Source organism: Echinicola sediminis (genome assembly GCF_054777495.1).
On record NZ_BAAHAP010000035.1, the window covers coordinates 1 to 11,045 of the forward strand.

The window sequence follows — 11,045 nt, forward strand, 5'->3', positions numbered from 1 at the left end:
GGGTACGAATGGGTTAAATAACAATTTGAACGTAAAGATAATGTAAATGTATGTTGTAATGAAGCTGGAGATATAAAATGTGTTATAAACTGGGTGCAATCGGTTAAATATTAGCTGTATGTATTTTTTTGTTAATATAATTAGTTTTTATAGTGTTTATCATACATTTCATTTAATCTAATATTTATTTAAAATAAATCTAAATAAAGTTGCTTGGCTTTTTTATCGCTTCTATCTTTGTCACGATTAGAAATCTAAATCAAGGTAAAATGATGACATTGATGGCTTTAATCGTCTTTTTGGGTTTTTTCTGCTTTTACAATACCTCAAAGAAGGCCCAGCTTTTTCAATCAACCAAGCTGGAAAGATGGCTACAGGACAATCCCCAATCCGCCAAATACTCAGGGACTGTGTTATTAATTTGGGGATTAATCGTGGCCATATTCACTAGCGGTACGGGTTCTGGGATTTTTACCTATGCTGTCTTTATCATGGCAGCAGGAAGTTTGGTAGTAATGCTTAGTCCGTTGAGATTTGTCAGTTACAAGGTGATTGCTGGCGTTTTTGTCTTCTCACTGATTTTGGAATTGATTTAATAATTATGCCAGCGAATAAAAAATATTTGACCACATCGAGAAGCCAACGGTTTGCTAAAATCACCGCAGGTTTCTTTGGAGGCTACGGGGTGACCGTCACCTTCTTCATGGCCATAGGTTTTTGGCTCGACCATATCAATGTGCTGACCACACTGCGTTTTGGAGGATTTATGTTATGGGCCACCCTCTTTTTGTTGGCTTTCCTTTTCAAAAACGGTTGGAAAGCATGGGGGCTTTATCTCTTGATCGCCCTTGTCTTCTCAATTATTATCTATTTCAGTAAAATTTACCATCCAATTATTTGATTATGAGTAATAGGGTTTACAATATTCTATTTCACACCCATACGGTTAGCGGCATAGTGATCAGTGTGGCCTTATACGTGATCTTTTTTGCAGGTTCTTTTTCTTTTTTCAGGGATGAAATTATCGGCTGGGAAAGGAACGAACCTGTTATGGAAGGAATGGGCCTGAAGGAAATAGATGTGGATAAGATGCTTGATTCCATTTCTGGGGAAAAAGAATTGTACGGAAGGGATGTGTCCTTTACTAAATTCTTTAATGAGCGGAGGGTAGGGGTAAGCATTACTGCCTCACAGGACAGTACGGCCAGTGAGGATGCCCAGCGCAGGGATTTTTTCTACATGGATACTGAAAACCTTAATTCCTATACGTATAAGAGCAATTATAGCATTGGGGAGTTTCTTTACAGATTACACTTTTTTGCCCAGCTCAATCTTTGGGGAACTTCGGGGTATTTGTTGTCCGGATTTGTGGCATTTTTCTTTCTTTTTGCCATCATTACCGGGGTTTTGGTGCATTGGAAGAAAATGATCTCCAATTTCTACGTCTTCAGGCCTATGGCCAGTCTCAAAAACCTTTGGACGGATGCCCATACAGCATTGGGGATTTTGGGCCTGCCATATCAATTTGTGTACGCGGTAACCGGTGCTTGCCTTATCATCGGCACCACTGTAATGTCTCCCGCCGTGGTCACTTTTATGTATGATGGTGATACCAATCAGCTATACGAAGATTTTGGTTTTAATCCCCTTAAGTTTGATCTGTCAGGTGACAGACTGTCCCATATTCCAAGTATCAATGATTTTGTGGATCAAGCGGGACAAAAATGGACGGGTTTTGAGGTGAAAACCGTTCAAGTTTACAATTTTGGGGATAAGAACATGCGGATTGGAGTGGAGGGATACACTTCACACAACCTTAAATTTGCAGGAAGAGGAGGGATAGTATACGATCTAAATGGGGCTGAATTGCAGGTGACTGATCCTTACCTGGAAACATCGTATCAGGATGCTGCAATGGCGGTTATCACCCAACTCCATTATGGGGATTTTGGAGGAATGCCGTTAAGGATTGTGTATTTTATTCTTGGCATAGCCTCTTGTTTTGTCATTATCTCTGGAGTAATGATCTGGCTGGTAGCCAGGGATAAAAAGCATATTCCTGAAAAGCAGCGAAAATTCAATGCTTGGGTGGTATGGATATATTTGGCGGTATGTTTGAGTATGTTTCCCGTTACTGCTTTTACGTTTTTAGCGGTGAAATTTTTATTGCCGGAGTTTAACCCTGAGCGCATGAACCATATTTACCAGCTCTTTTTTTATGCTTGGTTGATTCTTTCAATTTTCTTTACCCTGAAGCGGGATAATTACTTTACCAACAAATATTCCTTGTTGAGTGGGGCTGTATTAGGTTTTATGGTCCCTGTCGCTAATGGAATAGTTAGTGGAAACTGGCTTTGGGTGACACTGTCTGCGGGATACTATCAGGTGTTTTTTGTGGATATGTTCTGGATAGTTATTTCCTTGATTGCACTTATTATAGCCTTAAAAATCAAGAGGAAAACGGGGAAAGGGAATAAGCCCGTCAGTAAGTTTGAGAAGAAGCAATCCAAAGAAACCAGTAATGAAAAGCACCTTGCGATGTCCTAACAGTGAAGAGGTACTAAGTGTTTAGATCAGCTGAAACGTTTTAACTAAATTATTCATAATTTGTTTATTTTAAATTTGTGTATGATCGGTATAATTTTGTATATTAGAAGTACTTGAAAGGAGGTGTAAAGGTTTATGAAGGGTTTGGTGTAATTGGTTTAGTTACTGGTAGTTATAGGTTGATGTGTGGAGTAGAGATTTGTAAAAGTCAGGCATTATCGGAAATAGAGAACTACAAGAAAGGGAGTAAGCACAAAATCAAATAAAGCCTCAACTATTTATTGTTTAGTATCTGAAAAGCACAGTAGTTTTTATAAATAAAAAGTTTAGTCTGGTGGGGATCCACTTGACAGGATTGTAAATACCACAGTTACAATTTTTATCGTATCAATTTTTAATTGACTGACATTGTGCTGAATTTAGTACTAGGGATAAATGTTTAGATAATATAAACCCGCTTGCCATGAGAAAAAATACGCTTATAATTTCAAGTACCAAAATTGGTCCAGATAAGTTTATCCCGGCAGATTATACTTATGATGGGAAAAATGTAAATCCCCCTTTACAAATCAAAAATATTCCGACCAAAGCCAAATCCTTAGTGGTCATAATGAAAGATATTGAAATGGAGGAATCCATTCATTGGTTGGCTTATAATATTCCGGCCACGGGCTTAGTTCGGGAAAATGAAACCAAATGTGAGACTGGACTCAATGGTTTCAATATAAAAGAATATTCGGGGCCCAATCCTCATGGACGCTTACATAAGTATGTGTTTAAGGTTTATGCATTGGATGATTACTTGTATTTTCATCATCAAAATGTGGGCTTACTTGACATAGAAGAAGGTATCCGATATCATCTTGTAGGATATGGAGAACTAAAGGGAGTATACGAGAGAATATTGGATTATCATTTGGTTTAAGTGCTAAGGTAATTTGGTAGTCTTTTTTATATATGATTCATTTATCAACTTATTCCTAAACTTCTTGGAATCTGCCCAGCGGAAATAGCCCAAAGCAGAGATTTAACAGTAATTTCAGCATCATTATTATCAAAAGAACAGACAAACCAGGATGCAGTAGGGGAGTTTAGCAGTCTTGCATGGGGTTTTAGGCTGCCAAATTCCCTTTTACATGTTTTTTAATTAGGCTGAAGTGATCACAACATTGCCTTTTTTATGGCCTTTGGAGATGTAGTGATGGGCATTGGCCAATTCTTCGAGCGGATACAGTCGGTCTACCACTATTTTTAAATGTCCTTTTTCATGAATATTTAATAGTTCTGCCAACATTACCCTCAAACTTTTATCTGATTTCATGCCCGTTGCAGCAAATTTTGCTCTCTTTTTTGAGAAAAGAGAGGTCTTGAACATGTCAATTAATAAGGGGAATTCAAGGACAGGAGATAGGTAAAACCCATTTTTAGAAAGGGATTTTTTAACATTTCTATAATTAAGCTTCCCTACCGTATCAAAGATAATATCGTATTTAGCTTTTCCATGGAAAATCGGTCCGTTAGTATAATCAATTACATGATCGGCCCCCAAGGATTTGATCAGCTTCAAATTTTTACTTCCGCAAACTCCGGTTACTTCCGCACCAAAGTATTTTGCGAGTTGTATTGCTGCTGTACCAAGACTTCCTGAAGCGCCATTAATCAGTATCTTTTGTCCGGCTTGGAGTTTGGTTACTTTTCTGAGGAAGTTAAGTGAAGTGAGGGCCCCGTCACAAATAGGGGCTGCTTCAGTATAGCTCATGTTTTTAGGCATGGGGAGAATAACACCGTTTTCTGGCACGGTCACAAATTCAGCATTGGTACTGAATCCTAGCGTAGTTTCTCCCAATACGCGTTCTCCGGGCTTGAAGGCAACAACCTTGGTGCCCACAGAAATGATTTCTCCCGCAAAGCCCGTACCTGGGGTAGGGTGTTTAGGCTTTTGAAGTCCGGTAAACAAACGTCCAAAGTAGGGTTGTCCTGTACGCATCATTTGATCTGCCGTAGTGGCGGAGCTTGCATGAACTCTTACCAGGACCTCATTTTCCTTGGGTTGTGGAATAATGACTTCTTTCAGTTTTAAAACTTCCGGTGATCCATATCCAATCGCCACAATGGCTTTCATCGTATTGGCTTCCATATTGATTTCAGTTTAGGTAGAAGGATAGTTTACTGTTGTTTTGTAGGGTAAAGGAAGCTAACTTCTTTCTATCAGAAGTTCAGGTATTCATGAAATAGGTTCGGGATTATAAATGCAAACCAAATCAGGGGCTATGAAGCAGATATAGTTTTGAAAAAGGAAAAATATGAATATTCCCACTGGCGCCGGTAAACGATGAACTGTCGGAAATTTTCATGCGTGCTAACCATGCGGATAATCAGAGGGAATGAATTGTTTCAGTGAATACAGTGCCTATCGGTCAGCCTGATTGAGCTTGACAAATTCTTTTGGGGTGATCCCTTCTTCTTTCTTAAAAAATGTATTGAAAACTGTTTTTGAGTTAAAGCCACTTTCATAGGCCAAACCTATTAAAGACAGATGCGAGTTTGATGGGGAAGTAGCCAGTTTTTTGAAATGGGTCAGCCGATAATGGTTGATGAACTCATTGAAGTTTTTACCTATATTCTCATTAAGTAGCCAAGAGAGTTGGTTGGGGTGTAATTGAAACTGATGAGCCAAACTCTTCAGGCTTAAGCCAGGGTTTAAATAGGCTTCCTCTTCTTGCATGACTTGTGTCAACTTGGAAGAATATTTTTCGGCCATTTCATGGCTCAATAATGGTGTCTTTTTCTCAGGTTTAGGGAGAATAGTACCGCTGTAAAATAATCTTTCCTTATAATCTTCAAATAGGGGGGCTTTTCTTAAAGTATCAGCAAGAGGATCAGTATAGGAGAGCAACAAAATAGATGATTTCATATCGATGGCTTTGTCCAGCCAAGCGAATGCCTTATCGGTTTTACCCATTATTACCAGGACTAAAAACCAATAAGAATGGGCTTGAAAGGAATGGGGATTTTCTACTTCCTCCTCCAATTGGCTGATATGCTGTTGTGCCTTTTCAGTATCTTTATTTAACCAATGAGTAAGGCAGGTGATTCCAAGTTTTTCACTGGGCAAAAGTATGTCGTTGGGCATCGCGTTCAAATAGTCCAATACTTCCTTGAATCGAATAAGCTTTAAAAGGCAATAGCATTTAAGGATATAGGCGGGGATGTTTTTAGGGTTGTGGTAGAGGCAGTTGTTGACTTCATCCAGTGCTTGCTGATAACGGTGGTTGCGGTAATCAAAATAGGCTTTAAAGAAAAGCGTTTCTTGAGAAAGGGGATCGATACTCAATGCCAGCTGAAGATGTTGCTTGGCTTTTTTCATGTCATCGGAGATGGTGTACAAAAAAGCCATGAATTGCTGTGATTCAGGATAATTGGGTTTTAAATCAATGGATTTTAGGGTATGGGAAAGGGCTTTCTGGAAATTACATTCAGTAAAGAAGGCTAAGTTGGCCATTTGATATTGTACTCCGGCATTTCCAGTGTCCAGTTGATAGGCTTTCTGAGTATAATATGCAGCTTTTTGCCAGGCCTCTTCCCTGGACATTACTTCTGTGGTACCCAAAAAACCATAGGCATCCGCCAAACCTACATAGGTTTCCACGTACTCAGGGTCTAATTTACTGGCTTTTTCATAGAGTTGAATGGAGGCCTGAACGTCTATGGGGTTCCATTTATTAAACAGGTATTTTGCTTTCAGGGAGTATGCATAGGCGTCCAAGCTATCGGTTTGTTTCTTTACCAGATGGTCATCGATCTCAAAGTGGCCTGTTTGTTCACGAAGCTTGTCTGCGATCAAGAGACTGATCTCATCTTGTATTTCAAAAATATTTTCCAGTTTTCGGTCCCAGGTTTCGGACCAAAAATGAAAATCATCTTCTGCATGGATGAGCTGGGCTGTAATCCGAACAATATTCCCTGCGATCCTGATACTTCCTTCCAGAACAATGTTTACCCTCAGTTTTTGGGCGATGTCACGAATTGGAAGTGTTTTCTGCTTAAAAAAGAAAGAGGAGCTTCTTGAGGTAACTTTCAGGCCTCTGATCTGGGCAAGGGCATTGATAATTTCTTCCGTAATCCCATCACAAAAGTACTCACTCTCCGGATCCGAGCTCATATTGACAAAGGGAAGGACTGCGAGGGTGTTTTTAGCCATTGTTTTTAATTGGTAGGGTGCAATATAAGGAGTTTTGTGCCAATATGGACTCGATAGTTCAGGCCATTGGTATCAAAAATAGAGAAAACGGCTGAAGGTAAGAGTCTGATATCAGCTAAGAAAACAGAAACGGTTGAGTAGTGCATTTAATCGGATTATTATATGGTAGTGAAAATGAATTGCAAAATAAAATTTAACAGCCCTTGGTGGTTGTTTTGTGTTTTGCTAACTTTCCTAAAACAAAGAATTAAAAGATATTCGGTTATTAAATGCGGTTTCGGTCTTTCAAATGGTTTCTTTTTGTGCTGTTGATTTCCATTACAGAAAGTTATGGGCTACAGATAGATGAGGTTAACAATACCGTTAAGTTTAAGAATATTTCCTTGAAAGATGGTTTGTCCCAAAGTTCCGTGCTGAGTATCTATCAGGATAGCCATGGCTTTTTATGGTTTGGAACAAGGGATGGGTTGAACAAATACGATGGAAATCAATTTGTTACTTTTCGCTACAATTACCAGGATTCCACTAGCCTAAGCGGAAATATAGTCAAATCAATTTTTCAGGATCCAGCAGGGGTAATTTGGGTGGGAACCCAAAATGGGATTAACCGGTACAATCCGGAAGAAGCAGCTTTTCAGAGGATCAGGCCCCATCAACAAGGGGATTTAGGAAACGATTATAATGTCACCAGTATCGTTTCGGCGGGAGACCATAGCTTATATATTGGTACTGACTATGGTTTGATCTGCTTGGATAGCAGATCAAACCAATATGTACCCATAAGTAATGATGCTGACGTGGCAAAAGAACTGGCAGGAGTCAGGGTGAGGTCATTATTCAATGCCAGAAACGGAGGTTTATGGATAAAGACATTGAATAGTATTTATTTTTTTGATCCTAAGGGAAGTAAATTACAGAAATACGAAAATTCAAGAGCGGATCAGGAAGAAAAGAATGAAAACCGGTTAAGTTCTGTTTTTGAGGACAGTCAAGGAAATGTGTGGGTAGGTGTTAGCAATGGACTGACGGTTTTGCGTCCATCTTCAGACACATTCAGATTTTTCGAAATTGATAGTTCACCAATACCTTCCATTTCCAGCGCTGTAAGGATAATCCGGGAAGATTACCAGGGAAATATTTGGGTGGGGACCTATGATGGTATTTACATCATCAATAAACAAAGAGATCGCATTTCATACCTTGTTCACGATGAAAACAATCCGAATAGTTTGAGTCAAAATTCCATTTATAGCATTTTTGAAGATAACAAAAAGGATATGTGGATCGGTACCTATGCCGGGGGAGTGAATCACTATGACAGAAGTTATGACCTGTTCAGGCATATTACGGCTGGTACCAATGACTCAAAACTTAATTACAAGGTAATCAGCTCGATTGTCGAGGATGAAAGCGGGGACCTTTGGATTGGTACAGAAGGAGGGGGGATAAATTATTATCAGCGGAAAACAGGTAAGTTCAGCTACTTTACCCACAGGGAGGGAAATGAAAAATCTTTGAGCACCAATAACGTCAAAGCGATGATCCAGGATCATCAGGGGAATTTCTGGATCGGGACACATGATGGAGGATTGAATTTCTTTGATCCTAATAAGCGCCCTTACCAATTCAAAAGGTATAAACATAGCATAGAAGACAGGAACAGTTTAAGTGATAATAGGGTCATTTCATTATATGAAGACGACCATAAGAAGATCTGGATCGGGACCTCAGGAGGTGGCTTGGATATGCTTGATCCGGCCACTGGTATCATCGAAAGAATCCCTGATCCGGAAAACAATGTCAGTACCATCATTTTTTCGATTATCCCCACAGCCCATCGGGACACCGTCTTGATAGGAGGGGATCGTGGTGTGGTAAAATTTAATGTATCCACAAAAGAATTTGTCCCGCTCAATTATATGCAACAGCATGGACGAGAACATTCTGCATGGGTGCTTTCCCTTCATGTGGAGGAAAATGGTCAAATATGGGTAGGGACAGAAGGGGAAGGCGTTTTTAGCTATGATCCGAAATCGCAAAGTTCCGTCCAATATGGTGTCAAGGATGGCTTGCCCAATGGGATCATTTTTGGCATCGTTCCGGACAATGACAATCATTTGTGGTTCAGTACCAACAAGGGCCTGTCAAGGATGAACTTGCTCACCAAAAAAGTCAAGAATTTTGATGCCTCTGATGGTTTACAAAGTAATGAATTTAATTACGGAGCTTATCTAAAAAATAAAAGAGGGGAGCTATTTTTTGGAGGGGCTAATGGACTGAATATTTTTAATCCTGATCAAATTAAGGAAAATGCTTTTATCCCCCCGGTGGCCATAACCTCTATCAGCGTTCATAATAAGCCTTATCTTAACATCACTGATGCTATTGAGCGGATAGACCTTGCTCACAACCAGGATGTGATTAATATGGAGTTTGTAGCGTTAAGCTATTCCCAGCCCGAAAAAAATCAGTATGCCTATATGTTGGAGGGCTTTGATAGCGACTGGAATTATATTGGTAACAAGCATGCCGCTACTTATACCAACTTGGATGCTGGGGATTATGTTTTTAAAGTAAAAGCATCCAATAATGATGGCTTGTGGAACGAGAAGGGGGCTTCTTTGTCGATCACAGTAAAGCCAGCCCCTTGGAAGTCCTGGTGGGCTTATCTCATTTATTCGGTAGTGCTCATTGCGATAGTAATGGTGATCAGGCATTATGTGCTCATTCGAATCAGGGAAAGAAATGAGCTAAGGGAGGAGCGTTTGGCTAAAGAAAGGATCGAGGAGGTCAATCAGTTAAAGCTTCAGCTGTTTACCAATATATCCCATGATTTCAGGACGCCACTAACCTTGATCATCGGTCCGTTGGAAAGATTGATCAAAAACAAAATGGGGGATCAATTTATACAAGGGCAGCACCAGGTCATGTTCCGAAATGCCAGCGTGCTGATGCAGCTGATCAATGAATTGTTGGATTTTAGAAAAAATGAGGCAGGGAAATTACAGCTTCAGGCCTCAAAAAACAATATTGTCACCTTTATCAGGGAAGTAAAAGAAGCGTTTGATGAAATTGCCCGGGCAAAGAACATCAAGTTTGAATTAGTGGCTGAAAATGAAGCGATAGAACTTTGGTTCGATAAGCTTAAACTCCAAAAAGTCCTCTTTAATCTTTTGTCGAATGCGTTTAAATTCACACCGGAAAAAGGGACCATTCAAATAAACATAGAAAAGCAACGCAGGCCTGCCAAGAGAGCCGGAAAAGGAAATTTGCTGATTAGCATCCAGGACAATGGAGATGGGATTCCTGAAGAAAATGTCAAGCATATCTTTGACAGGTTTTATCAGTTTGGCGACCGTTTAGGTTCTGGGATAGGCTTGGCCCTGAGCAAAAGTATTGTGGAATTGCACCAGGGAAGTATCCGTGCTGAAAGTGAACTTGGTAAAGGAACGAAGTTCGAAGTGAGGTTGCCCTTAGGGAAAAAACACCTGCTTCTGGACCAAATAGCCCTTCATGATGCCAGTGAAGATGAACTGCTTCATTTCGATAGACCGGTGATCATAGAGGAACTGATTGAAGAAGAAACCAATGAAAAGCATTCCAGTTCTGCTGCGGATGGCCGGTTCAGCTTATTGGTAGTAGAAGATAATCATGCGCTAAGGAAGCATATTTGCAGCATATTTGAAGAAGAATTTCACCTATACGAAGCATCCAATGGGGAAGAAGGGCTGAGCCAGGTGATGAGCCACCAAGTGGATCTGGTGATCAGTGATGTGATGATGCCAAAGATGGATGGGATGGAATTTTGCCATGCCGTAAAATCCAATATCAGGACCTCCCATATTCCTGTGATCTTACTGACAGCAAAGACTTCGGAGAATTACCAAAAATCAGGTTATAAGATTGGGGCGGATGCTTACATCACCAAGCCCTTTGATGCGGAAATCTTAAGTGTCCGGGTATCCAATCTCATCAAATCAAGAATTTCTTTAATAGAAAAATTCAAAAAGGACCTCATCCTTCAGCCAAAGGAAATTACCACAAGTTCTGCAGATGAGGAATTTCTTAAGAATGCCATCAGCATTGTAGAGGAAAATATGCAAAACACTGATTTTAATGGTAACGCATTTGTCAGTGAAATGGGGATGAGCAGGTCCGTCATCTATAGGAAGCTGAAAGACCTGACTGATCAATCTATCTCTGAATTTATCAGAACCATTAAGCTAAAAAGGGTGGCGCAGCTGCTGAAGGGCACACAAAGGAGCATTTCAGAAATAGCTTTTGACCTTGGTTTTAA

The 11,045-nt window shown here is 40.0% G+C and carries 7 protein-coding genes; 5 read left to right on the top strand and 2 right to left on the bottom strand.

Translation table 11 applies throughout. The features are described 5' to 3' along the window. Nucleotides 1–269 precede the first annotated feature (269 nt). The 4 genes from ACYVAA_RS10875 to ACYVAA_RS10890 all read left to right on the top strand — a co-directional run bounded on the left by ACYVAA_RS10875 (nucleotide 270) and on the right by ACYVAA_RS10890 (nucleotide 3,472). Nucleotides 270–596 carry a hypothetical protein gene (locus tag ACYVAA_RS10875; RefSeq protein ID WP_460541480.1) on the top strand — a complete coding sequence of 109 codons (327 nt, stop codon included), beginning with the start codon at nucleotides 270–272 and terminating at the stop codon, nucleotides 594–596. 5 nt (nucleotides 597–601) lie between these two features. Beyond that, nucleotides 602–901, top strand: coding sequence for a hypothetical protein (locus tag ACYVAA_RS10880; RefSeq protein WP_460541482.1), 300 nt, complete (start codon nucleotides 602–604; stop codon nucleotides 899–901). Between the two features lie 2 nt (nucleotides 902–903). After that, the gene (locus tag ACYVAA_RS10885) at nucleotides 904–2,547 is read left to right on the top strand and encodes a PepSY-associated TM helix domain-containing protein (RefSeq protein WP_460541484.1); all 1,644 of its coding nucleotides are present in this window, start codon (nucleotides 904–906) and stop codon (nucleotides 2,545–2,547) included. Between the two features lie 463 nt (nucleotides 2,548–3,010). After that, nucleotides 3,011–3,472 carry a YbhB/YbcL family Raf kinase inhibitor-like protein gene (locus ACYVAA_RS10890; RefSeq protein WP_460541486.1) on the top strand — a complete coding sequence of 154 codons (462 nt, stop codon included), beginning with the start codon at nucleotides 3,011–3,013 and terminating at the stop codon, nucleotides 3,470–3,472. Between the two features lie 222 nt (nucleotides 3,473–3,694). On the opposite strand, the gene ACYVAA_RS10895 is transcribed toward ACYVAA_RS10890, so the two are convergent. Continuing rightward, nucleotides 3,695–4,684, bottom strand: a complete 990-nt coding sequence (locus ACYVAA_RS10895) for an NAD(P)-dependent alcohol dehydrogenase (RefSeq protein ID WP_460541488.1) — start codon at nucleotides 4,682–4,684, stop codon at nucleotides 3,695–3,697. 273 nt (nucleotides 4,685–4,957) lie between these two features. Then, the gene (locus ACYVAA_RS10900) at nucleotides 4,958–6,748 is read right to left on the bottom strand and encodes a helix-turn-helix domain-containing protein (protein WP_460541490.1); all 1,791 of its coding nucleotides are present in this window, start codon (nucleotides 6,746–6,748) and stop codon (nucleotides 4,958–4,960) included. A 269-nt stretch (nucleotides 6,749–7,017) separates the two neighbouring features. Between ACYVAA_RS10900 and ACYVAA_RS10905 the strand changes: the two genes are divergently transcribed. Further along, the coding region (locus ACYVAA_RS10905) for a hybrid sensor histidine kinase/response regulator (protein ID WP_460541492.1) at nucleotides 7,018–11,045 on the top strand (4,028 nt) is incomplete at its 3' end.

What these genes read in the sequence shown, in the direction of transcription:
- ACYVAA_RS10875 (WP_460541480.1), top strand. Translation starts at nt 270, where the DNA reads ATGATGACATTGATGGCTTTAATCGTCTTTTTGGGTTTTTTCTGCTTT.
- ACYVAA_RS10880 (WP_460541482.1), top strand. Translation starts at nt 602, where the DNA reads ATGCCAGCGAATAAAAAATATTTGACCACATCGAGAAGCCAACGGTTT.
- ACYVAA_RS10885 (WP_460541484.1), top strand. Translation starts at nt 904, where the DNA reads ATGAGTAATAGGGTTTACAATATTCTATTTCACACCCATACGGTTAGC.
- ACYVAA_RS10890 (WP_460541486.1), top strand. Translation starts at nt 3,011, where the DNA reads ATGAGAAAAAATACGCTTATAATTTCAAGTACCAAAATTGGTCCAGAT.
- ACYVAA_RS10895 (WP_460541488.1), bottom strand. Translation starts at nt 4,684, where the DNA reads ATGGAAGCCAATACGATGAAAGCCATTGTGGCGATTGGATATGGATCA.
- ACYVAA_RS10900 (WP_460541490.1), bottom strand. Translation starts at nt 6,748, where the DNA reads ATGGCTAAAAACACCCTCGCAGTCCTTCCCTTTGTCAATATGAGCTCG.